Annotated in this window: 20 protein-coding genes; 8 read left to right on the forward strand and 12 right to left on the reverse strand. The window is 43.6% G+C overall.

The genetic code is table 11. From position 1 onward, the window contains the following. The 3 genes from CPG39_RS07235 to CPG39_RS07250 form a co-directional block, all read right to left on the reverse strand. Positions 1-1,065, reverse strand: coding sequence for an AI-2E family transporter (locus CPG39_RS07235; RefSeq protein WP_096292692.1), 1,065 nt, complete (start codon positions 1,063-1,065; stop codon positions 1-3). Positions 1,066-1,075: 10 nt separating this feature from the next. Beyond that, positions 1,076-2,464, reverse strand: a complete 1,389-nt coding sequence (locus CPG39_RS07240) for an aspartate aminotransferase family protein (protein ID WP_096292693.1) — start codon at positions 2,462-2,464, stop codon at positions 1,076-1,078. A 506-nt stretch (positions 2,465-2,970) separates the two neighbouring features. After that, on the reverse strand, positions 2,971-4,185 hold the full coding sequence (locus CPG39_RS07250) for a succinylglutamate desuccinylase/aspartoacylase family protein (RefSeq protein WP_096292695.1): 1,215 nt from the start codon (positions 4,183-4,185) through the stop codon (positions 2,971-2,973). Between the two features lie 716 nt (positions 4,186-4,901). On the opposite strand from CPG39_RS07250, the gene purM reads away from it, so the two are divergent. From purM to CPG39_RS07270, 4 genes are read left to right on the forward strand one after another with little or no spacing between them, the layout of a single operon-like run. Further along, positions 4,902-5,960, forward strand: a complete 1,059-nt coding sequence (purM, locus tag CPG39_RS07255) for a phosphoribosylformylglycinamidine cyclo-ligase (protein WP_096292696.1) — start codon at positions 4,902-4,904, stop codon at positions 5,958-5,960. A 19-nt stretch (positions 5,961-5,979) separates the two neighbouring features. Next, entirely contained in the window at positions 5,980-6,618 is a 639-nt protein-coding gene (gene purN / locus CPG39_RS07260; RefSeq protein WP_096292697.1) for a phosphoribosylglycinamide formyltransferase, read from the forward strand. Beyond that, positions 6,615-7,337 (forward strand): DUF3108 domain-containing protein, encoded by a 723-nt coding sequence (locus tag CPG39_RS07265; protein WP_096292698.1) that lies wholly within the window; start codon positions 6,615-6,617, stop codon positions 7,335-7,337. Before purN ends, CPG39_RS07265 begins: the two co-directional genes overlap by 4 nt. A 40-nt stretch (positions 7,338-7,377) precedes the next feature. Next, positions 7,378-8,649 (forward strand): RsmB/NOP family class I SAM-dependent RNA methyltransferase, encoded by a 1,272-nt coding sequence (locus CPG39_RS07270; protein ID WP_096292699.1) that lies wholly within the window; start codon positions 7,378-7,380, stop codon positions 8,647-8,649. A 7-nt stretch (positions 8,650-8,656) separates the two neighbouring features. On the opposite strand, the gene CPG39_RS07275 is transcribed toward CPG39_RS07270, so the two are convergent. The 5 genes from CPG39_RS07275 to CPG39_RS07295 form a co-directional block, all read right to left on the reverse strand. Further along, positions 8,657-11,326 carry an MMPL family transporter gene (locus CPG39_RS07275; protein ID WP_096292700.1) on the reverse strand — a complete coding sequence of 890 codons (2,670 nt, stop codon included), beginning with the start codon at positions 11,324-11,326 and terminating at the stop codon, positions 8,657-8,659. A 38-nt stretch (positions 11,327-11,364) separates the two neighbouring features. After that, positions 11,365-12,000, reverse strand: coding sequence for an ABC transporter substrate-binding protein (locus CPG39_RS07280; RefSeq protein ID WP_041362119.1), 636 nt, complete (start codon positions 11,998-12,000; stop codon positions 11,365-11,367). Next, on the reverse strand, positions 11,978-13,111 hold the full coding sequence (locus tag CPG39_RS07285) for a glycosyltransferase (RefSeq protein ID WP_231990236.1): 1,134 nt from the start codon (positions 13,109-13,111) through the stop codon (positions 11,978-11,980). Before CPG39_RS07285 ends, CPG39_RS07280 begins: the two co-directional genes overlap by 23 nt. A gap of 53 nt (positions 13,112-13,164) precedes the next feature. Further along, entirely contained in the window at positions 13,165-14,283 is a 1,119-nt protein-coding gene (gene hpnH, locus CPG39_RS07290; protein WP_013646702.1) for an adenosyl-hopene transferase HpnH, read from the reverse strand. A gap of 691 nt (positions 14,284-14,974) precedes the next feature. Continuing rightward, entirely contained in the window at positions 14,975-15,493 is a 519-nt protein-coding gene (locus CPG39_RS07295) for a peptidoglycan-binding domain-containing protein (RefSeq protein ID WP_096292702.1), read from the reverse strand. 215 nt (positions 15,494-15,708) lie between these two features. Here CPG39_RS07295 and CPG39_RS07300 point away from each other — a divergent pair, with 215 nt between their 5' ends. Together CPG39_RS07300 and CPG39_RS07305 are read left to right on the forward strand one after the other, a co-directional pair. Further along, entirely contained in the window at positions 15,709-16,848 is a 1,140-nt protein-coding gene (locus tag CPG39_RS07300; protein WP_096292703.1) for an FAD-dependent oxidoreductase, read from the forward strand. Between the two features lie 177 nt (positions 16,849-17,025). After that, positions 17,026-17,232, forward strand: coding sequence for a hypothetical protein (locus CPG39_RS07305; RefSeq protein ID WP_013646699.1), 207 nt, complete (start codon positions 17,026-17,028; stop codon positions 17,230-17,232). 135 nt (positions 17,233-17,367) lie between these two features. On the opposite strand, the gene ssb is transcribed toward CPG39_RS07305, so the two are convergent. Both ssb and CPG39_RS07315 read right to left on the reverse strand, forming a co-directional pair. Then, positions 17,368-17,820 (reverse strand): single-stranded DNA-binding protein, encoded by a 453-nt coding sequence (gene ssb / locus CPG39_RS07310; RefSeq protein WP_096292704.1) that lies wholly within the window; start codon positions 17,818-17,820, stop codon positions 17,368-17,370. Then, on the reverse strand, positions 17,807-19,201 hold the full coding sequence (locus tag CPG39_RS07315; protein ID WP_231990237.1) for an MFS transporter: 1,395 nt from the start codon (positions 19,199-19,201) through the stop codon (positions 17,807-17,809). The genes ssb and CPG39_RS07315 overlap by 14 nt, the downstream gene beginning before the upstream one ends. Positions 19,202-19,267: 66 nt before the next feature. Between CPG39_RS07315 and uvrA the strand changes: the two genes are divergently transcribed. Together uvrA and CPG39_RS07325 are read left to right on the forward strand one after the other, a co-directional pair. Next, entirely contained in the window at positions 19,268-22,087 is a 2,820-nt protein-coding gene (gene uvrA, locus CPG39_RS07320; protein WP_096292706.1) for an excinuclease ABC subunit UvrA, read from the forward strand. Further along, a complete protein-coding gene (locus CPG39_RS07325) occupies positions 22,084-23,355 on the forward strand; it encodes a glycerate kinase type-2 family protein (RefSeq protein ID WP_096292707.1) in 1,272 nt (423 codons plus the stop codon). Before uvrA ends, CPG39_RS07325 begins: the two co-directional genes overlap by 4 nt. Here the strand turns inward: CPG39_RS07325 and CPG39_RS07330 are convergent. Beyond that, the gene (locus CPG39_RS07330; RefSeq protein ID WP_096292708.1) at positions 23,339-23,836 is read right to left on the reverse strand and encodes a DUF2806 domain-containing protein; all 498 of its coding nucleotides are present in this window, start codon (positions 23,834-23,836) and stop codon (positions 23,339-23,341) included. The two genes, CPG39_RS07325 and CPG39_RS07330, sit on opposite strands and share 17 nt — an antisense overlap. Positions 23,837-23,925: 89 nt before the next feature. After that, on the reverse strand, positions 23,926-24,372 hold the full coding sequence (locus CPG39_RS07335) for a hypothetical protein (RefSeq protein ID WP_096294276.1): 447 nt from the start codon (positions 24,370-24,372) through the stop codon (positions 23,926-23,928). Positions 24,373-24,392 lie beyond the last annotated feature (20 nt).

Here is a 24,392-nt window from a genome sequence, read left to right on the forward strand (position 1 = left end):
CTACGAATTATAGAGATCACTTCCCAAATAACGTTGTCGCAAATGTCGCAACCAAACCAGCATTACCGCGCTGACCGGCAACGCCAGCAGAATTCCAAAGAAACCAAATAATTGACCGAATGCCATTAAAGCGAAAATAACAACAACCGGATGCAGTCCAATCCGATCGCCCACCAGCCAAGGCGTGATCAGCATGCCTTCAAGCATTTGACCGATGCCAAAAACAGCCCACACCGTAATCACACCGCTCCAATCCTGGAATTGCATCATAGCGGCAAAAGTCGCCAGCATTAAACCAACAATCATTCCCAAATAAGGCACAAACACGAGAATACCCGCGACCAAGCCAATGGGCAACGCAAATTCCAGCCCTGCCAGCCAAAGTCCGGTGATATAACAAATGCTCATTAATAGGATCACTGATAATTGGCCGCGCAGAAATTCCGCCAAAATCCGGTCAGTCTCCCGCGCCAACTGAGAAATCTGATCATGCCAATAACGCGGGATCATTTCATCGATAAGTTTGATCAACATATCCCAATCACGCAACAGATAAAACAACACCACCGGCACCAGTAACAGATTGACCACAAACTCAACCACCGCCATTCCTCCGCTAGTCAGGGAAGGCAGCATCTTTGCGGCCACCCCTCCGGCACTTTTCCAGTGTTCGGAAAGCGCTTCCCTTAACACGTTCATATCCGGCTGCAGGTTGATATCCAGTCTTGATTCCAACCAAGGGATCACATGGTTCTTCAGCATATCCAAATATGTCGGCATTTTATCCAACAACCGGTTCGCCTCTTTCTCAAACAAAGGCACCATAATCAGAATCAAGGCGGCAAAGACTCCGAGCAACAACAGCATAACCAGCACCGCACCCACCGTCCGCGGTATTTTCCTGTCAGCCATGTAGCTCACCATCGGATTACAGATATACGCAATCACTGCAGCCAATAAAAAAGGAGTCAGGATCGGACTGAGCAGATAAATCAATCCGCCTGCTACGCAAGCTAATACCAGCCACCAGAGATAATGTAAGCTTCCGGAATATTCAGTATTCATATGAAACGAATTAACCAGCTTTTGCTTTTAGCGCATGGCTGGCCAGATTTTTGCCAAGCTCCCAAATGGAGCCCGGTACTTGATGCGTATCCGCGATGGTTTTGGTCAATGCGTGTATGATGTGGTCACAATCTTTTTGAGTCAATGTAAGGGGAGGCAAAAGTTTGATCACATTCATGCCGTGCCCAGCCACTTGCGTCAGAATTCTGTGCTCCTTAAATAATGGAATCGTGATCATCTGGCAAAACAGTCCTTTATTAGCAGCTTCCAACATCATCCACGCAGCTTTCAACGAAAAACTATTGGGTGATTTAAACTCAACTGCAATCATCGAACCTTTACCGCGAGCTCCTTTCAAAAATTCATACTGGTTTGTCAAGGCATTGAGTCTGCCGATCAGATCATCACCAATTTTCGCGCTATTTTCCACCAACTTCTCAGTTCTGATGACTTCCAGACTCGCCAAACCAGCCGCCATTGCCATGTTATTTTTGGAAAAGGTAGAGCCGTGCACGACTGCCCGATCCATGCGATTAAACACGCTATCCATAACCTGCTGCGTCATGGCCACCGCACCGACCGGCACGAAACCACCGGATAACGCCTTGGCCATGCATATCATATCGGGCTTCACGCCCCAATGTTCAATAGCCCAGAATTTACCGGTACGTCCAAGCCCGGTTTGAATTTCGTCCGCGACAAACAATGTACCGTATTTCTTACATAAGCGCTCAATTTCGGGCAGATAGTTATCATCCGGGATGTTTACCCCCTTGCCCTGAATCGGCTCGACAATAAAAGCAGCCACTTCACGATTACTTAAGGCCTTCTCCAATGCCACGAGATCATTAAATGGAACCGAACCGCAATCCTGCAACAATGGACCGAAACCATCCTTAAAAATCTGCTCGCCGTTCAACGACAAGGCCCCCATCGTCAACCCATGATAGGCATGATCGCAACAAATAATCCGATTGCGCTTGGTAACGTAACGCGCAAACTTTATTGCTCCTTCCACAGCTTCCGTTCCAGAATTACAGAAAAACACCCGTTCCAGATTATCCGGTGTTGTGGCCAAAATCTCCTTGGCCAATAAACCACTCAGAATCGACACATCCATTTGCACCAAATCAGGCATATCCAGTGACAATACCTCTCTTAACGCATTGACGATGATCGGATGATTGCGCCCAAACGCATATACGCCAAACCCGCTCAACAAATCAAGATATTCATTACCTTGTTCGTCATACAGATACTGTCCCACCGCACGCTCATAATTCCGGTCATAACCGATCGTTTTCAAAACCTTGACCAACTGGGCATTCAAATACCGATCGTGCAAATCGAATTTATCGGTACGATGTTGTGATAACAGATTGGCGATACTGAAAGACATGAATGACCTCTGCATTAAAAACTGCCACAAACTGGAAGCTAGCGTCTACGGGTTCCCGGAAAGAAAAAACGAATACCGCCAAGGACGGTATCATCACAACGAATTCAGTACTGATCATACCACTCCTGCGCCACTTTCTGCTGCTAAAAACGCACCATGATATGCTATTTATCATAGTTTTGGCATCCTTAAATGCTTCAGTTATGTGAGATTTTGAATGACAAAACTGTTATTCGCTTACACTCGGAATTCTTCTGTTTTACACAAAGCTTTACTATTAATCTAATTTTTACTTAAGCTGAGAATATTACTTTCGAGAAATTGGGCATAGATGTTAATTATTATGTACGTCTAGTCAAGGGCCAAAATGTAAAATCTGGCTGATTTATGTAAATCAACTAATGGGATATGTGAGATAAGGGGCTGGAGTTTAAATATAAAAGATCTTCTAGTTGTTCAGTTACTTACTTCAGCATCTCTAATTTTTTTAATTGTAATCTCGCGGATTATTCAGATTCCGGCGCTGTAGATATGTGCTGAACAATGACTTTCTGATCCCTATTATGATTGAGCCTGACGGATCTTTCTTCAGATTCCTGAATACCGATATGAAAGCCAGCAAAGCCCGGCATAACCACTTGATCAATTGCCATACCGATAATCCGACCGTTATGCGGTGAAATTATCTCACTGCGCATATTGGTAATGGGATCGGTGACAATACCAAGGATATCGTTTTTGTTAATTTTATCTCCCAATCTGACATTGCCTAGAAGAATGCCGCCATGATTTACGCGCACCCACGCTGAATGATAGTAAATTGAATCCGGAGCCCCTAGTGGCTGAGCTGCTTCCAGCATGTTCATCCTATCCAACAGGGTTTGAATGCTTTTAACGCCATATTGAACAGCTGGTTCTTGCAATGTCATGGATTTTCCCGCTTCTAAAGTTACCGAGGGAATTCCGATTTCAACGGCAGCATGACGCAACATTCCTGCAGAACCTTCGCTATGAAGAATCACGGATACTCCAAAAGCCTGAGCAAATTCAGCTACGCCGGATTGCAGAAGATTGGCTCTGACTTGTGGCAGATTGGTACGATGCGCTGAACCTGTATGCAAATCAACAAGAAAGTTGCAATGACTGATGATCTCTTTAAAAAATGAATAAGCAATCCGTGAAGCGGAACTACCCTGAGGATTTCCCGGAAAAAAACGATTAAGGTCACGACGATCTGTCAGATAGCGGGAAGAACGCTGAAAACCTTGCAGATTTACAATAGGTACTCCAATGAGAGTTCCGGATAATTTCTCAGGATCAGTACCGTGAAGCACACGTCTTACAATCTCGATACCATTTAATTCGTCCCCATGAATCGCGGCTGTTAGACAGAGTACAGGCCCTGGCTGAGCCCCATTAACGACCAGAATGGGGGTGGGCATGGAAAGGCCATCCGAAGATTGATTGGGTTGCCAGGATAATCGCATCGAGGTCGCGGGTGGTACCGCAACGCCCAATAACGCAAATGATGACTTTGGTTGCTCTATGAATTCGGATCCGGAAACGCTGGATAATTCTCTCGTTTTTATCGTAGAAACACCCGTTATCGAATCAGAGTCGACAATTGACTCACCATTGACACCATACAGCTTTAGTGTTTGCTGCGAATACCCATTGATTGCAACTAATAAAAGGGTTAGGCCGACGATACTTTTTAACATTGCGTGATCACCCTATTAAACAAATTACTCGTTCCAGGTATTAAGGCCTTTTTTATAGCAATCAAATATTCAATTTAATTACAATATACTGTAATTGAATCATATTGAAAAATTAAAACAGCGGTTAATTTACATTACAATTCGTTGTGTAATATATATACAACATGAGACCTTTGCACGGTTACTACGCGGCACGATAATTGCGTTAAAAATTCGCGAAAAATGCTCATTTACCCCGTGTAAACTCCGCTTTTTCGCAAATTTTTGCCTTATTCTCGTACCGCTCATGACACCGTGCAAAGGTCTCAACATGACTATTGAATGGAGCAGTCACTATCCGCTCATTTAAGTAAATAAGTGCTTAAAAAATCAAAAACGCAATATTCAAGACCCGTTCGCAATACTTTTTTTAACCAGCTCGTAGCATATCCGTAAGAAACTTCTGCACAACCTCGCTTGTCATTTGCAAATAGGGCGGGGAATCTTTTGAGATCAAAATATACCTTTCTCGCGATGCTCAAAATAACAATTATTTGGAAACTTCGGAAAAAACAAACAATAATCCACCTATCACCCCGGTTTAATTTTCTTTTTAACAAGTGGTATCAGAATCAGCTGCCGAATGAATTTTTGCATCCGTCTCATGCACATGTTTCATTTGCGTTAAAATTACAACTTTAAGCAACCTGTATTCAGCCACTACGCGAGAACTTAATTTGATTCCTTCTAACTCTGATCATTCTGATGCAAAGCAACTATCTTATCGCGACGCCGGTGTAGATATCGAGGCAGGCGATCGTCTGGTTGAAAATATCAAACCGCTTGCCAAGCGTACATTGCGTCCTGAAGTAATCACCGGAATCGGTGGCTTTGGGGCTTTGTTTGAAATTTCCAAAAAATATCGGAGCCCTATTTTGGTATCCGGTACGGACGGCGTAGGCACCAAACTTAAACTGGCCTTTGAACTGAAGCGGCATGACACGATAGGTATCGATCTGGTTGCAATGAGCGTGAACGATATTTTGGTGCAAGGTGCCGAACCGTTATTTTTCCTCGATTATTTTGCTTGCGGGAAATTGAACGTAGAAACGGCCACAGCAGTCGTCAGCGGTATTGCCAAAGGCTGTGAATTGGCAGGCTGCTCACTGATCGGCGGTGAAACGGCAGAAATGCCCGGCATGTACCTCCATGACGAGTACGATTTGGCTGGGTTTGCTGTTGGAATTGTTGAGAAAGATCATATAATTAATGGAAGTACGATCCAGGATGGTGATGTTGTATTGGGCTTGGCTTCCAGTGGTGCGCATTCCAATGGATATTCACTCATTCGCAAGATTATTGAACAAAATTGTATTGATCTATCAAGTAATCTTGCTGGAAAAACCATCGCTGATCTCATCATGGCGCCAACGCATATTTATGTAAAACCAATGTTGAAGCTGATCCAACAATTACCTGTCAAAGGATTAGCACACATTACCGGCGGAGGATTGATTGAAAACATACCGCGTATTCTGCCACATGAAGTTATGGCCCTATTACACAAAAATTCATGGGAGATACCGCCGCTATTTCACTGGCTGCAACAGCAAGGTAATGTGGCAGAACACGAAATGACCCGCGTATTTAATTGCGGAATCGGCATGGTGATCGTCGTCGCATCGGGAAATGCTGAAAGCGCAATCCAAATTCTCAGTGCTGAAGGTGAAACCGTGTGGCAAATCGGTGAAATCAAGTCACGCGCATCTAATCAAGCACCCACTGTTATAGTTTGAAGTATTGTCATTACAAGACATGGAATCACTGGTTATTCTGATCTCCGGACGTGGCAGCAATATGCAGTCGCTGCTGGAAGCCAGAGCGCAAATCGATCGCGTTACTGTTATCAGTAGCAATCCCGATGCCGTGGGTTTAGAGACCGCCAGAAATTATGAAGTTGAAACGATCGTTATTGATCACCGCTCTTATCCCGACCGACAAGCTTTTGATACCGCATTGGCAGAGTGCATCGACGCGTATCAGCCAAAGCTGATCGCGCTGGCTGGTTTCATGCGTATACTGAGCGATCACTTTGTGCAACATTATCAAGGCCGGTTAATGAACATTCATCCCTCATTGTTACCCGCCTTGCCAGGTTTGGGAACACATGCGCGCGCGCTGCAAGAAGGTATTAAAATTCATGGCTGCACGGTACATTTCGTCACCCCGCAGCTGGATCATGGCCCCATTGTAATTCAAGCGGCTATTCCTGTATTACCCAGGGATACTGAAGAAACATTGGCCACACGGGTTCTTCAGCAGGAACATCTAATCTACCCCCAGGCTGTGCGGTGGTTTATGGAAGATCGGATCATAATGAATGAAAATCACGTTGAAGTGCTGGATTCCAGTATTTGTGAAATTACACTTTATTCACCAGGGTTGTCCGAATGAAACTTTCATCCGCGGCGCTTCTAGTATGGGTATTAAGCTTTTCAGTCTCGGTTTATGCAACGGATATACCTTCCCGCATTGAAATTAACTATGCCGTGACAACAGATATCGGTGAGGGGGAAATCAATGAGGTGATGGAAATCAAGCATATGGATGACGGCCGTCATAGTTATAGCATTAATAGCGAAGCGCAAGCCACGGGAATTTTCAAACTTTTAGAACCCAACAGCATCGTACGGCATAGCGAAGGAATGATTACTGAAAATGGATTGCGGCCTTCTCGCGCTTATGAAAAACGTGGAAGAAAAGAACCCAGCTTAGCCCTATTTGATTGGGAAAATCACACTGTCACTTTAAGTCATCAGAAACACAAAGCGCAAGAAAAACTACCCAAAGGCACTTTGGACCGCTTAAGCTTATCTTATAATTTTATGTTTACTTCTTTACCTGAGCGCCATGTAGAACGTTACGTTACCAATGGGCATGGTTTAGCGTTATCACGTTATATCATAACCAAAGAAACACTCAATACCCCACTGGGGAAGATGAGAACTATTGTATTGACCCGCCAAGAAGATAAAAACTCAAAGCTTAAACGGATCCTATGGCTTGCGCAAAACAATCATATGCTCCCTGTCCGCATTGTTTCGATAGAAGAGAACGGTCGTGAAATCGAAAAAATAGTAACCGGAATTAATATCAGCTACAAAGCGGATTAATAATCCGGTCTTTCATCTACAACTACACATCAGGAAATCAATGCATTTTACTCCTTCTCAGCTGGACGCAGCGATTGTTGCCCTACGTACCATACTTCCTCTGGAGTATCCGGCCGATGCAATCTTGCGGCGTTTCTTCCAGGATAATCCCATGCTAGGAGCTCAGGATCGCGCATTCATTGCAGAAACAGTTTTTGATATTTTACGGCACCGTTTTTTTCTTGAAAGTTTAGTAAAGATTGTAACGCCACGTGCATTAATATTAGCGTATCTGGTCAAACTTCAAGGAATGAATTTGCGCGAGTTAGCATCGCTAGTCAGCGAAGCGGAGACCAAATGGCTGTCAGAGATTAAAGCTATCAAACCGGATATATTTCCACTGGCGACACAGGCCGAATTCCCCACATGGCTGGTAGAGAAACTACAACATTTCATGTCTGACACAGATATTCTTGATTTGGGGCTCTCACTACAAAAATCCGCCCGACTTGATCTCCGGGTCAATACTCTTCTCGCCAAACGCAACGAAGTGCTGGAAGCACTCAAACAGGAAGGCATTGATGCCGAGGCGACACCTTACTCCCCTTGTGGCATCAGACTTGCCGGGAAACCTGCGATTAATCGCCATGTCCTTTTCTTATCGGGAAAAATAGAAGTGCAAGATGAAGGAAGCCAATTACTTGGCTATTTGCTGGCGCCCAAACGCGGTGAAATGGTTGTTGACTTTTGTGCCGGCGCGGGTGGTAAATCATTGCTACTGGGGGCTTTAATGAATTCAAAAGGGCGCATTTATGCTTTTGATGTCTCCGAAAAAAGATTGAACAACTTGAAACCGCGCTTCAAACGCTCAGGCTTATCCAATCTACATATACAACGAATCACAAATGAGAGTGATGTCAAGGTTAAACGACTGGCTGGAAAAATTGATCGTGTATTGGTAGACGCTCCTTGCAGCGGTCTCGGAACACTGCGTCGCAATCCCGATTTAAAATGGCGCCAATCACCCCACAGTATTGATGAACTCAAAACCAAGCAAGCCGCTATTCTTGCTGCAGCCGCCAGTTTGCTAAAACCGGGCGGGCGATTGGTATATGCAACATGCAGCTTCTTACCGGAAGAAAACCAAACTGTCATTAACGAATTTCTGGCCGCGCATCCCCAGTTTAACCTGTTGAATTGCGCTGAGCTGCTGTCACAGCAAAAAATACCGCTGGATACCGGTGAATTTTTGCAGTTATTCCCTAAGCTACATCAAACGGATGGTTTCTTCGCCGCAGCTTTAACAAGAAGTGATTCGGCACAATCAAAATAAAGAAGATTTACGCACTAATCTCTTTCTTGCCGCTTGCTGATTGCAGCAATACCGGCAAAATAATCAGAACGCAGACTAAAATCAACAGCAATCCAATAGTTAACAGTTGCCCCATACTGGATGTACCCTGATGAATGGAGAATATAAGACTCCCAAATCCTACCAGCGTCGTCAGTGCGCTGTAGAAAATAGCGCGTGCCGTGCTAGTATGTAGGAGATTTTCATAATCCGCGCCAGCACTTCGGCTTCTATATACCATATGCAAGCTACTATCGATACCAATTCCCAGCAATAACGGCAACGCGATAATATTGGCAAAATTAAACGACAGATCCATCAATACCGTACTGGCTCCAGTTAACAATATTGCAATTAATAGCGGAATTAGCACCATAAAAGTAGCAGTAGCGCTTCGAAGCATAATCCAGATCGTTAATATGACACCAATCAGGGCGAGCGAGAACGCATGAAAAAATGCATCGACTACCGCCTCTCCCGCTTCCAAACTAATAACAGGGACCCCCGTTGCATTGGGGGTAATTTTTTGCACAGCGCGAACAAATCGGCGCAAGGCATCATTATCATTAATATTTTCTGATGGATAAACTGCAATACGATACACATTATCCTTACCATACCAAAGCTCAGTCACCGATGACGGCAATGCTTCTTGTGAAAATGGTTGCGCTTCCAACGCCAACTGTAGGCGCTTGATAGCACCCGGTAATAAGCTAAGCAAATCATTATTAACTGCAAGCAATAATTGTTGTTTTGCTTCGCTATTTTCCAGTGCAGGTTTGTCCAGCTGCACGAGCAGATTCGCAATCGACTCCTGCAATGCACGAGCAGAAACTGCAGCCGCATGTTCCGGTCGCTCAACAATGAACTCACTTAGTGCGATTCTTAGCTGATCCAGTGCCATTCTCTGCTCCGCAACAGTATGCGGACTCGGAATCAAAAATGCGGTAGGAGAATAAGAAATGGGCCCCAGAATCATCGCCATCTCTTCGATCAAAAGACTCTTCTCTTCCTGTTCGTCAGGCACCAGATCCAATATACTGATAACTCTTTTAACTTCAGGCAAGGTGCTCAGCTGCTGTGCTATTTGCCCTATTTCCTGAAAATCATCGACCAATATATTGATATGCCACGGTGAATCCTCCGTACTTTTCAACAACTCTTGAAAAGTTTTAACTGATTCTACACTCGGATTATTCAGATTCAATAAATTGTAATCGAACTTGATCTGTGGCAATGCCAAAATAGACACCAGAATAGCAATAGTGGTCACGCTGTACACGAGCTTGTGCGAACGCCCTGGCAGGTCCAGTATCTTATCGACTAATTGAACCGGGGAAGATGGCTTTCTGATCTGAATCGGAAAAAATCTTTGTAAGGCAGGTATCATCGTGATCGTAATCAGGAAACTTATGAGCATCCCTGTTCCGGAGATTAAACCCAACTCTGCAACACCTCGATAAGTCGTTGGCATAAATGCATAAAAACCGATCGCAGTAGTCAGCGCACAGATGAGCAGCGATTGTCCCATATCGCCGCCTGTTTTATATACTGCCTCTGGAACAACAGTTTGATCAGTTCTTCTGATCTCTTCAAGCCGGAGCAGAAAGTGAACCGCAAAATCAACACCCAATCCTATATATAATACCGCGAATGCAATAGAGATCAGGTTTAAATAGCCGACAGCAACAGTTGCAAAAGCAGCTGTCAACAGCAAACCGAGCAATAAACTCATTATGATTGTAAAGATTGCCCCTACAGAACGAAATGCAATCAGCAGTACCGTAGCAACCATGATAAGTGCCAACAATCCTGCATCTTGAGTTCCGTGCATTGCACTATTGAGTTCATCATGGGCCAGTGCCACCTCTCCCGTAATACGCAATTTTTCAGTTGCATTTGGAGCAAACCCCATCTTCTGCGCTGTTGTGCGAATTGCATCAATAGGCCCTTCAGCAGCAAATATTTGAGAATAATCAAGCTTGGGCTTTACGACAATCAATTCCTGATAGGTATCTTTTTGTGCTTCACCACCCAATAACGCTTGCCATGATAGTGCCCGGGATTTTCCCGCGAGCCGAGCATCCAATGTTGCGCTGATACCACTGAGCACTGGCTCCAGTTCTAATTTCCGCCCCTTGCGCAATTCTTCAACAGCATCTGTCAAAACCGAAGAAAATGTGGATAAAGTTGGACTATCAGCCAAACGTGCGATCAGTGGTTGCGCCGCAGCCAAATAATCAGTAATTCGGCCTAGCTCAGACAGGTCCTTGTAAAACAAGCCATTCTGCTCAAAGAAAGGCTCTCCGGTTAAATAGTAAGTAGCTGGGAATTGTGTAACATCATCTTGCAAATAACGAGTAAAACGTTTTGCTGCTATATGTGCTTGTTCAGGTGTGGGAGCATCCAATACCAGCAATAACGTATCCTCATATTGAGGAAACGATTGCCGATAACGGATATGGTTTGCGCGAAAAGGAACCTCCTCGGATAGCATATCGGTCGTATCTGTATGAACACCAAGATTATTAACTACATAGAATGTACTCAGTGTAACCGCTGTTAGAATAAGCAGAATAATCCAGATAGCGTAGCGGTAGGATATATCTGCCCAACGCGCAAAAAAGCGATAACCAGAAGAATCCAGTGAATTTTTCACGTGTTATCAATCCATTGAAAAAGAATAGATAAAAATCATTATGGATTCTGTCGTGTCAACGCAATTTTTTCCTTGAGCATTTCAATTAGCGCCTGAAAACCATCCCGCTGCAGAATGGCACGATATTCACCACGTTTTATTGCCAGATCACTCACGCCGTCAAACAGGATATTAACAATACGCCAATCTCCTGCAACTTGATGTAACACATAGTCAAAATTTACTGTACCGCCATCCGACTTAGTCAATTGGCTGCGCACCAACACTTGATCTCGCGGCAGGGTTCGCTGCTCAACGATCTGAAACTGCTCACCTTCATATTGAACAAAACGACCCGCATATGTTGCTATACTCAATTGACGGAAAGTTTCAACTATTAAATCTTGCTGTACATCATCAAGCTGCGACCAATATGTGGTACCCAATATTGTTTTTATAATTAGGTCGATATCATGAGTCTGATCAACGACAGGCTGTAAATACTTGAAGCGCCCATCGTAATCCAATTTATCGCCCTCTCGCATAACCTCGAGTAAAGACGACTGCAGATACGCCACAGCCTGTTCTGGACCGCTTGTCTCTGAATCGGATGAACTCAACACTGCAGGAATTGGTAGCAGCATTACTAAAATCAGACACCATCCTATCAATTTAAGTGTTTGTTTTACTCTCATAGCGACGATTCTTCCACGAAGCGCGCTCCCCCTGCCAATATCGCAATGCTGATGTCCAAGTCATGGCAAGATACAAAATACCGATAATCGGTAAGGCACCCACCCAAAGCGGGGAACGCTGATAATAAATTAAAGTAGGCGCATAAGTAAAAAACATAGCAGCCCATGCCAGAATGCTTACTAGATATACTTCCCAAACGGACGAAAACATAAAAGCAAACGGTGCCATCCAAAACATGGAGGTCATGATCAAGGTACAAATCACAAGCAAAATAGGTGAATATCTTAACTGCGTAAATGCAGTACGTGCCACCATTTCCCAGATTGGCCTTAACTCATGATAGCCACGATGACTACGCGCCGCATGACTAAGTCCAATAAACGTCCGTGCCCCGGTGCACTTAATATGTGCAGCCAAGGCACAGTCATCGATCAATGCATCATGTAAATTGGCAAAAGCACCTGTGGAACGCAATACTTGCGTTTCTACCAAAATACATCCACCAGCCGCAGCAGCAATGCCAGACCCCGGTTTATTTGCCAGTCCGAAGGGATATAACAATTTGAAGAAAAAAATAAATGCTGGCATTAGCAAGCACTCTATAAAATTGTCCATAGGTGGCTTAGCCATAAGTGATACCAGCGCCAAGTTCTCATTACTCGCTTTTCGCCGTAACTCAGAAACAATCCCCGGAACCAGTTCAATATCAGCATCCAGCAGTAATGTATAGTGCGTTTTAACCTTCTTCAACCCTTGTTCTAGCGCCCATAATTTACCGCTCCAGCCCGCTGGCGGCACAGTGCCTGATAATACCTGTATTCCACACTGTCTGGCCTGTTCCGCCGTGTCATCCGCGGACTGATCATCGATCACAATGATATGCACATTCTCACCTTGCGCTCTAACTCCACGTAGCGTATGCCGGATATAGGGACCTTCATTACGCGCTGGAATTAAGACGGTGATATTACTCAGGTCCTCACTGAAAATAGCTTTGTTATGCACTGAAATTTCAATTTTTTCGCGCGTACTCCAAGGACGCCATGGAAGTAGTACTAGCAGCCACCAACATAGGGTGCCGAAGACCGACAGATAAATTACTAACTCCATCAACATTCTTGCTCACACTAAATTTTAAAATACAGAATTAGTATAATCGCTGTCTATTTATTAACCAGTGTTACTGATATATCGGAAAGCTTTTTTGGAGTTTTGTTTTCTGCTGCCGCCCATTTTGGTACTGGCTCGGCAACCATAGATCCTGATGTTCTAGGTCCTTTGAGTGATGCAATCAGCGCCTTCCATGGATGACGCAAAGTATCTTCTACGGCTGTCGCTTCATACCCGCAGTGCGCCATGCATTGAGCACATTTCGGATTATTAGCCGTTCCATATTTTTCCCATGGCGTATCATCAAGAAGCTCTTTAAAGGATTTTGCGTAACCTTCATCTGACAATAGATAGCAAGGTTTCTGCCATCCAAAAACATTGCGTGTCGGATTACCCCAAGGAGTGCATTCATAATCCTGATTCCCGGCAAGATAATCCAAATACAATGCTGAGTGATTCAAACGCCATTTACGTTTTAATTTCTTACCTAGCTCAAAAATACCACGGAATAATATCTTGGTATCCTGACTCTTAATAAAAACATCCTGTTGCGGTGCTTTCTCGTAGCTAAATCCGGGAGCAATCGTCGCAGCCTCGACGCCCAACTCCATGGCATAATCCAGAAATTCTGCCACATCTTCCGGTGTTTCGCCTTGAAACAATGTACAGTTTACTGTGACTCTGAAACCCTTACTTAATGCCAGCTTAATCGCCTCAACCGCACGATCAAAAACTCCTTCCTGACAAACTGAGGCATCATGTCGTTCTTGCATTCCATCCAAATGAATTGAAAAAGTCAAATAAGGTGATGGCGTGTAATCGTCGATACGCTTCTTTAACAACAATGCATTAGTACATAGATAAACATATTTCTTACGCTGAATAATACCCGCCACAATCTGCGGCATCTCTTTATGAAGCAGTGGTTCACCACCTGGGATCGATACCATGGGAGCATCACATTCATCCACAGCTTGCATGCACTCTTCATAGGAAAGACGTTGATCAAGCACATCTTCAGGATGTGCGATTTTTCCGCAGCCCGCACAAGCCAGATTACATCGAAATAAAGGTTCCAGCATCAATACCAAAGGGTATTTTTTTACTCCTCTTAATTTCTGCTTGATCAAATACGTACCTACCGCAATCTGTTGACGTAAGGGAACACCCATGAATAACCTCCAAAAGTACTTCAAAAACAAATTATTAAAAATCTGATTCACAATTAACACGAGACAAAACTGACAATCAACCCGTCTCGTATCATTTAGCACACCATCGAAAACTATCTGTGCTGCATTACAGTGTAAACACGCTGCTATTATTAATATATATATGCATCAACCGTGCTTTTCGCATCTTCTTTCTTGCATCCGCTATCTAAAAAATTTTCAAATAAAGCACCCCGCCGCAAGCAGCGGGGTATTAACTGCGCTCTACAATCTGCTGGTTTTCAACCAGCTTTCGCCCCAAGGGGGCGGGGAATTAAACCCGCAGAGATTAAACACACTAATGCATATTAAAAAAACTTGAAATATATCTTATAAGAATTCTCAAAACCTAAATTTTCTCAGCCTTAATCACTATAATTTTTTATTTTTAAAAACCTTGAGAATCAGTTCCTAATGAAGTATTTTAACTACTCTCTTTTTGAACACAGTGAAAAATCCACATTTTGTTGACTCAGAAATATCCCTACCTAAACCACCACAATGAAGAACAAAGCTGCTCAGAAGTTCTTTAACTATAGACCATGACCCCTCACTATAGCAAATATTTTTCAACTCATTGATTAATTGTCAATATGCATCAATAAAAAATACCAGAAACTTATAGTTCCTGGTATTTATAAAATGCTACCTTTTAAAACTCAATACCTAATGCACGTAATGTCCGCTTATCAATCTTTCCAGGTGTAAGACCATTTTCTTTTTGAAATGCTTCAATTGCTGCTGTAGTTTTACCACCACTCTTTCCATCAACCGGTCCAGGATTAAATCCAGCATTCACGAGCGCCTGTTGAATATCGCGTATCATTGCCGCATCAGGCTTTACAATATCATCACCATCATCAGCAACAGGCGCTGGCACTTCGTTGGTTTCAGTGTCAATACCTACAGCATCAATATCACTTTCTGCTGAGTCCAGGCTTTGCAAGCTTTGCACATCTTCAATTCCGGCTGGCTCAGTAGTCGCAAGCGCCGCAGGTTCGGGTTCGGGTTCAGGTTCAGGTGCTGATGCAGGTGCTGGCGCAGCAGCTGCCTGATCATCTTTGGATGGTATCGGCTTTTTTTCGAATATTGGTTTGCAACCAATTAACAGCGCTACGGATAAAAAAAGAACAAGACATGATGTTAATGTACTCGTTTTAATAAAATTCATAACTAATCTCCCAAAAATATTAAATAAATTATCCAGCCGCTTCCAGGCATTGAAGCAGAATGAAATACTGTTTCAATTTCAATGCAATACCATATTCACCTTCGAAGCCAAGCAACATGTTGGTAATTTCCTTATCGTATTTTGTATTAACTTATAATGTTGCGGTGAGAACTATCACATTTTTCTAATAAGAACGCAACACAAAAAAGTTAATAATGATAGGCTTAACACAAACAAATAAAGATTTGCTCCTGATCGGCGGTGGTCATAGTCATCTCATTGCAATTAAACGACTAACTATGAAGCCCCTTACCGGTGTTCGCATAACGCTTATCAGTAGCGATACGATGACACCCTATTCAGGCATGCTACCCGGACTCATTGCCGGACATTACTCATATGAGGATTGTCATGTCGATTTGAGAATACTTTGCCAATGGGCCGGTATAAGATTTGTCCATGGCAAAGTTGCACATATAGATCCATCACTAAAACGAATCAATTGCCAAGATAATCTCTTGTTACGTTATGATATTTTGTCGATTAATGTGGGAGCGCAACCCGCACTTCATAGCATCCCCGGGGCCACTATTTACGGTTGCCCGGTAAAACCCATTAAGCAATTTTTGCAGCAGTGGCAACATTGGCATACAACCCAATCACGGTCAAGTCGGTTACAGCGCATTGTCATTGTGGGTGGAGGTGCTGCTGGAATAGAAATATTACTCGCTTTGCGCTATAGAATAGCAAAGACAACTCCAATTCGCGCACAATTCACCTTGATTTGCGCTGATTCTCATATCCTTAAGTCATACAACAAGAAAGTACAGGATTTTTTTTATCAGCTTTTACAAGCACACGGAATCCGACTCATTCAGGGAAGATATGTGGTTTCTGCCCTCGAACATCAACTAGTGCTCAATGACTATACACGCCATGACTATGATTTTCTCATTTGGGCCATTCATGCGAGTGCGCAATCCTGGTTGGGAAAAAGCAGACTGGCATGCGATAACAATGGCTTTATTCAAGTTGATGAATACCTTCGCAGTATTTCACACCCAGATGTTTTTGCAACAGGCGATTGCGCAGCATTTACACCAATGCCCTTACCCAAAACGGGCGTCTATGCAGTCCGTCAGGGACCACTTCTGGCTAAAAATATTTCGACACAATTAGTGGGATATACCCATCTTCAGTCTTATAAGCCGCAACGATTCTTCTTAAGCTTACTAACTACAGGAGGACGTCATGCGGTTGCTTCCCGAGGTGCTTTTTTTACCCATGGAAAGTGGGTTTGGCTTTGGAAAAACTATATCGATCGCAGTTTCATGGCAAGCTTCAATTTAAAATAATAACATCCTGAGATAACCTCGATATGAATTCATATCAATTGGCGTCCCATATAAATATGAACATAAAAGAATCATAACTCTAGGCTAAAGTTTATTTTTTTTAAGTCGTTGAAGCAGCATCATTGCTGTTAATTTATCAACTAACTTATTAATAAATAAAACTTACTTGGGAAGGCCATGAAAATTCTTGTTCATTTTAAATCTGGATTTAAGCAGACATTTATTGTTCCAAAATGTATGTTAGCACTGGAATTTAGAAATATGGCCAGGGAGATTGGTGGTAATATTGCAAGTATCGAGTTTTCATTGCCTTCTCGTCGTCAAACAGACATAGCTTCCGTCGAGCTTCGGAATGAAGTATTTCGTTTACCTGATGAACGCTAACGTGCGTGAACAAAGTATCTCGCCGCAAACAACAAGATATTAAATATGCTCATCAAAGGGCCGATTTTCAATCGATTCGCTTCCTTTGAAGTAAAGAATAAAAGCTGACATAGCCAAGTCTATTCACTCATCTGACTAGAATGGAATATCGTCATCCATATCATCAAATCCACTTGCGCTTTTAGTTGAAGAAGATCTAGCAGGAACCGAGTGGCTTTCTTCGTGATCAGGAGTTGATTCAAAACTACCACTTCCCGATCGATTACCTAACATTTTCATATCACTGGCGATAATATCAGTCGTGTAACGTTCTACGCCGCTTTTATCAGTCCATTTTCTGGTCTCCAACCTACCTTCAATATAAACAGAGCGACCTTTTTTTAAATATTCTCCAGCAATTTCGGCAAGCTTCCGATAAAAAGTTACACGATGCCATTCAGTCCTCTCTTGTTTCTCGCCATTCTTATCTTTCCAGGTGTCTGTAGTAGCCAAAGTAATATTGGTCACCGCATCTCCACTTGACATATAGCGAGTTTCCGGGTCTTTTCCCAAATTACCAATAAGTATAACTTTATTAACTGAAGCCATTTATGTTCTCCCCAAGCAATTGAATCACTTTCTTTTCATCGAAGCCTTTCATGTCCACTTTCAAGTAAGCCACCCTCTCATTAACCAATACTAATGCTTCATGGACACCTGATATTGATGCAAGTTGACGCGATAGTTCTTGAGACTGGCCGATATCCATTTCACCCACAGGATACATTCTGGAACGCACAGCAGCAGGGGATTTCATCGTTGCAGCCAATACCAGCCACACCATCAGCAATGATCCACAGAACATATATAATGCATAGCTTCCATGCGTACCGAATAAATAACCACCAGCCGCAGCACCAGCAAAAGCGCCCAGAAATTGCGTGCTGCTGTATACCCCGATTGCCGTCCCCTTCGCACCCACGGGTGCAATCTTGGAAATCAAGGAAGGTAAGCTAGCTTCCAATAAATTAAATGCCGTAAAAAAAACCAATAATGCAATGGCCGTACCCCATATTGAATCAAACATCATGGCCAGTAATGCCTGTCCTATCAGTAAAATAGCGACTGCTGCAACAAATACATGCTTTAACTTGGCTTTCTTCTCAGAGTAAATAATTGCCGGGATAATAAAGACAATCGACAACAATAATACAGGCAAATAAATCTGCCAATGATCACTCGCCGCCATTCCTGCTTGCCGTAGAGTCAGAGGCACAACAAGCCAAAGCGCCATTAGTGTGGCATGCAAAGCAAAAATACCATAATTTAAACGCAACAATTGCCTATTCTGCAATACGCTTACAAAGCTTGCAGGTGACACTTCGGTATCGGAGTGAAAGCGACTGATATGCGGATCAGGAATGATCTTCTTCACTACAAGCATCGCAAGTAACGCCAGTATCCCGGTCATAGCAAAAATCCCCGGTACGCCTATCCATTGATTTAGAACCGGAGCAGCAATCAGAGAAATGGCAAAAACTGTACCAATGGTCATACCGATCGTCGCCATTGCTTTAGTACGATGCTCTTCTCGCGTAAGATCTGCTGCAAGAGCCATTACAGCAGCCGATATTGCGCCAGCACCCTGGATGACACGCCCCACTATTACCCAATATATATCAACCGCAATAGCTGCGATCAAGCTGCCAATAGCAAATAAAATCAACCCCAGATATATGACAGGCTTACGTCCAATACGATCGGATAGCCAGCCAAAAGGAATTTGCAGTATAGCTTGCGTTAAACCGTATGCTCCTAATGCAATACCGACTAACGTATAATTGTCGCCGCCAGGCAAGTCCTCAGCATAAAAAGCAAATACCGGTAAAATGATAAATAGCCCAAACATACGCAAGCCATACACACCAGCCAAACCAATGGTTGCTCGCAATTCTGCCGGAGACATTTTTTCAGATGATGAAGTGGACATGAATCAAGTTGTTATATTTCTAAAAAGTTGGGTATATTAGCAGGTTGACTCATACATAGATAGTTCATGGAATCCATAAAAATACGCGGTGCGCGCACGCATAATCTGAAAAATATTCATCTTGATCTACCCCGTAACAAGCTCGTTGTCATTACCGGACTATCAGGATCAGGCAAATCATCGCTTGCATTTGATACGCTTTATGCAGAAGGTCAGCGTCGATATGTGGAATCCCTCTCAGCCTATGCAAGACAGTTCCTTCAATTAATGGAGAAACCTGATGTTGATTTGATCGAGGGGCTTTCTCCTGCAATTGCCATTGAACAAAAAGCAACCTCGCACAATCCCCGCTCGACGGTAGGAACAGTGACAGAAATCCATGATTATTTGCGTTTGCTGTTCGCTCGCGTGGGCGATCCTTTTTGCCCTGAGCACAACATTGTTCTGGCCGCGCAAAGCGTATCACAAATGGTAGATCATGTATTACAGCTACCTCCTGACACACGCTTGATGATCCTTTCTCCGTTAATCGTCGAGCGCAAAGGCGAACAAGCAGAATTATTTGACGAACTGCGCGCACAAGGTTTTGTTCGTTTGCGGATTGATGGCGAAGTTTATGAAATCGATGCATTGCCAAAGTTGCAGAAAACCAAGAAACATACCATTGAAGTGGTCATTGACCGCTTGAAGGTTTCTCTGGATGCTAAGCAGCGGCTTGCCGAATCATTCGAAGTTGCGTTACGCCATTCCGATGGTCGTGCTTTGGCGGTTGAGATAGATACCTATCACGAACATCTGTTTTCAGCCAAATTCAGTTGTCCGGTGTGCAGTTATTCGCTGTCTGAACTGGAGCCGAGATTATTCTCTTTCAACAATCCATTAGGGGCTTGCAACAAATGCGATGGTCTGGGCCAGATTACTTTTTTTGATCCAGTGCGCGTCGTAGCTTTCCCGCACCTATCACTAGCTGCCGGTGCGGTAAAAAATTGGGATCGGCGCAATCAGTTTTATTTTCAGTTATTAACTAACCTCGCAACACATTATCGTTTTGACCTGGAAACACCCTTTGAGAAACTGGATGAAGCTATTCGCGACATTATCTTATATGGTTCCGGTAAAGAGAAAATACATTTCTCTTATTTGACAGAAAACGGCCGCAAGCAACAGGAAACCCATTCTTTTGAAGGAATCATTCCCAATCTGACACGTCGCTACAAAGAAACCGAATCACAAACCGTACGGGAAGAATTGGCTAAATATCTCAATGCGCAAACTTGCCCGGATTGCCAAGGTACGCGCTTATGTCAGGCTGCGCGTCATGTACATGTTGCTGGACAAGCAATTTACCAGATTAGTGCTTTTCCACTCAAGAAAGCCAAGCAATTTTTTGATCATCTTGAATTATCGGGCCACAAGCAATCGATTGCTGAGCGTATCATCAAGGAAATTTCCAACCGTTTACAATTTCTCAATAATGTCGGTCTGGATTACTTATCTTTGGATCGTTCCGCGGATACACTCTCCGGCGGTGAATCTCAACGCATTCGTTTAGCCAGTCAAATCGGCTCCGGTTTAACCGGCGTCATGTACGTTTTAGATGAGCCCTCCATCGGTTTGCATCAACGCGATAATGACCGCCTGCTCAATACACTCAAGAAACTGCGTGATCTGGGCAATAGTGTCATCGTCGTTGAGCACGATCAGGATGCCATACAGATTGCAGACTATGTTGTAGATATGGGGCCAGGTGCCGGGGAGCACGGGGGATACGTTGTTGCTCAAGGCACACCGCAATCAATCCAGGAAGATAATGATTCTCTGACGGGAAAATTTTTATCCGGCAAATTATCAATCAAGATCCCGAAGAAACGTCATTCACCCAACAATGATCGGATACTTCGAATCAAAGGTGCCACTGGAAATAATCTCAAGAACATTACGCTGACTTTACCGATAGGTCTCTTTATTTGCGTGACCGGTGTGTCAGGATCCGGCAAATCCACACTTATTAACGAAACGCTACATCGCACAGTCGCTCGCCACCTTTATGGCAGCAATACTGAACCGGCACCCTATCAGCACATTGAGGGATTAGCTTTTCTCGATAAGGTTATCAATATGGATCAAAGCCCGATTGGACGTACACCGCGTTCCAATCCCGCAACTTATACCGGATTATTCACTCCGATCCGGGAATTATTTGCCGGGGTACCCCAAGCACGCGAACGTGGTTATGCACCCGGTCGATTCTCGTTCAATGTCAAAGGGGGCCGGTGCGAAGCCTGTCAAGGTGATGGCATGATAAAAGTGGAAATGCATTTTCTTCCAGACGTTTATGTTACATGCGATGTATGCCACGGTCATCGGTATAACCGGGAAACTCTGGAAATTCAGTATAAAGGCAAAAATATTAACGAAATTCTGCAAATGACTGTGGAAAATGCATTTGAATTCTTCAATGCAGTGCCGGTGATTGCCCGGAAACTAAATACATTACTGGATGTTGGTCTCGGCTATATCACCTTGGGACAATCCGCCACCACGCTCTCCGGCGGCGAGGCACAGCGGGTGAAACTTTCATTGGAGCTCTCCAAGCGCGATACAGGCCGGACCTTGTATATCCTGGATGAGCCCACAACCGGCCTACATTTCCAGGATATCGACCTGTTGTTGAATGTATTACACCGACTGCGCGATCATGGAAATACCGTGGTGGTCATTGAACATAATCTGGATGTCATCAAAACAGCCGACTGGATTATTGATTTAGGCCCGGAGGGTGGCGATGGTGGCGGATGTATCATTGCAGAGGGCACGCCGGAAGCGATCGCGACCAATAAAAACAGTTATACCGGTAATTATCTGCAATCCATACTGACAAAATGAATCCTTGCAACCATTTGCTGGAAAGCTTTGCTATAGCTGTCAAAGCTGCCGACCCTACTCACATCATTCCGTCGTATCTTCCTCACCCTCCTCCAGGTCGCACACTTGTTGTGGGCGCTGGCAAAGCATCTGCCGCGATGGCGATGGCGGTCGAAAACGCATGGCCCGCTGACGCTCGAATCGATGGATTGGTCGTCACTCGTTATGGACATACATTACCTACGCATAAAATTAAAGTGGTTGAAGCGGGTCACCCAATACCGGATGAAAATGGCGAGCGTGCAGCACAAAAAATTCTCTCAGCAGCTCAAGCATTAGAACCTAGTGATCTAATGCTTTGCTTGTTCAGTGGAGGAGGCTCCAGTCTGTTATCTTTGCCAGCTGAAGGTATTTCACTGCAAGACCTTCAAGCAGTCACTCATCAACTACTGCGATGCGGAGCGAGCATTCAGGAAATTAACATTGTCCGCAAACACTTATCAGCAATTCAAGGCGGCAAGCTTGCTGCCGCGTGCAGAGCTCCCATCCTCGCTTTAATTATCTCCGATGTTACTGGAGATGAAGCAACGCACATCGCTTCCGGACCATGCTCCCCTGATCCATCCACATTTTCCGATACGCTTGCTGTACTCGCTCGCTACCATCTGGATGTACCCACAGCAATTCGGCAACTATTATTGGCAGGCATAGAACATGCTATCACTGAAACACCAAAACCTGGTTCCCTCATCTTCAATCAAGTCGAAACCAGAATTATCGCAAACGCTCATCAATCCCTAAGCGCAGCAGCAGATTATTTCCAGAAATATGACATAAGTACTTTAATACTTGGTGATACGGTAACTGGGGAATCTCGCGAGATTGCAAAATGCTATGCCGCGTTGACGAAAGAAATAAGATTACATCCGCAAAAGCTGAAGCCACCTTTGGCTCTGTTATCGGGAGGCGAGACTACCGTCACATTGAGAGGCAATGGTCGAGGAGGTCGTAATACCGAATTCTTGTTGTCATTATTAATCGAACTTTCTACTCTTGATAACGTTTATGCACTGGCATGCGATACGGATGGGCTAGATGGCAGTGAAAATAATGCTGGAGCACTCATCACCCCAGATTCTCTGATTCGGGCAAATAAGCTTCTCTTGGATCCTGTATCGTTTCTATCGAATAATAACGCCTATACATTTTTCCAACAATTAAATGATTTAGTCATTACTGGTCCCACGCATACCAATGTCAATGATTATCGCGCTATCCTGGTGCTTTAATCGCGTACACGCGGTCAGCGATATTGGATTTCCGATCGCGGTCAATTTGTATAGAGGACAAAACCAATCCTTGCTCAAACCATCTGCGAATAACATATTCATAAAATTGCTGATTCCTGATCACCGGAATAGTTAAAGCTAATTCTTTACCGCGCGCTGTAAATAGTACATGCCCCAGATCCAAGGAATTATTCTCATTATCCTGAAAACCAATTTTCGTCGGCCTATCGCAATAAAAAAGTCGCGCATGTTTTCCAAACCCTTTTTTTACGAAACCTTTACTCTCAAATGTAATTAATCCCACATTCTCTAAATGCTTTAATATTGATAGAGTGATGCCTTGCTTTGAATAAACCTCATTCTTCACATCAAAAATAAGCAGCAATGGTTCACCCTGCACCCATGAAAATTGACATAACGTCGCAAAAATGTATTCATCTTCTTGAGTTAAATCGGAGGAGAGTACATTTAAATCATTCATCAGCGATGCTCTTTTATTTGCATGATCTCTTCCATAAATAACGAACCGATTCGATTTTTATCGATGACTGAATCATTTTCGCATGCAAACTATTTTTCTGATTTCTCTTCTGTTTTCTCTAGGTATCTTGCTGCAACTCCTGTCTCTGAACCATCTACACCCGTTGATTCTGCACACTCAATCTCATTTACGTGCACATTTGATTTATTTTTGGATTTTGGTTCCTCCTTTATCTTGCGAGATTTAATTTCTCTATTAATTTCATCCAGGAATGCGGCATTATCTTTACGCTGCTTTTCACTTTTATACCATGATGCGCACGTAATAGTGCCCATAATTATTAATAAAATGCTCAATACGTCGATGCCATCAAAAAAGATAAATACAATACCTGTTGAAACTGCGAATGCCCCTAATATAGCTGTAAACAGCCACATTTTTGAACCAGAACCTGAACCATTGCTTCGTTTGTTCCATGATTCAAGATTATCGCGTGTTGAAATAAGCTCTTCATCAGTCCATTTTTTCATACTCATATTAAAAAACCCCCAATAAA

Origin of the sequence: Nitrosomonas ureae (assembly GCF_900206265.1) — a bacterium.
In the GTDB taxonomy this organism is placed as follows: domain Bacteria; phylum Pseudomonadota; class Gammaproteobacteria; order Burkholderiales; family Nitrosomonadaceae; genus Nitrosomonas; species Nitrosomonas ureae_C.